1 protein-coding gene is annotated in these 725 nt (G+C 74.2%); it reads left to right on the forward strand.

The window, feature by feature from the left end; genetic code table 11:
- Positions 1-133: 133 nt before the first annotated feature.
- Entirely contained in the window at positions 134-436 is a 303-nt protein-coding gene (locus CCN51_RS52520) for a GroES family chaperonin (RefSeq protein WP_048831771.1), read from the forward strand.
- Positions 437-725 lie beyond the last annotated feature (289 nt).

The following is a 725-nucleotide window of genomic DNA, read 5'->3' on the forward strand; positions in this document are numbered from 1 at the left end:
GGCGGGGGCGGTCAAGGGGCAGTCCGGGGGCGTTCAGCGGGCTGTGTCCGGCCCGTGCCTCCGGTGTGCCGCCGGGCCAGGTACGGTCAGGGGCGTGAGTACGAACACCTCCCATGACAAGCTGCCCATCCGGATGCTGCACGACCGGGTGCTGGTCCGAACCGACATCCCGGAGGGCGAGCGGCGCTCGACCGGCGGCATCGTCATCCCGGCGACCGCGGCGGTCGGCAGGCGGCTGGCCTGGGCCGAGGTGGTCGCGGTCGGGCAGAGCGTGCGGACTGTGGAGCCGGGCGACCGGGTGCTCTACGACCCGGAGGACCGGGCCGAGGTCGAGGTGCGCGGCGTCGCGTATGTGCTGATGCGGGAGCGCGATCTGCACGCGGTCGCGGCCGAGCGGCTGGAGGGGTCCGAGGACTCCACGGGGCTGTATCTCTAGTCGGGTCCTCAGCATCTCTGGTCGGGTCCTCAGCGGGAGCTCAGGGCTACAGGGCCGTACGTAGGCATGTGCGCAGGGTGGTGACCTTGGTCACCACCCTGCGTGTTTGTGCCTCAGCCGCCCGCCTCGGGGCCCCCGGGGTCGCCCTGGCCGCCCGGGCCGCCCTGGTCGCCGGGGTTGGCCGTCGTCGGAACCTCCGTCGGGACGCCCGTCGGCACGGTGTACGTCGGCTGGGTCGCCGGGGCCGTCGGCGCGGTGGCGGTGGGCAGGGTCGGGTCGGTGGTCGGGG

Source organism: Streptomyces milbemycinicus, from assembly GCF_002154605.1.
GTDB lineage: Bacteria > Actinomycetota > Actinomycetes > Streptomycetales > Streptomycetaceae > Streptomyces > Streptomyces milbemycinicus.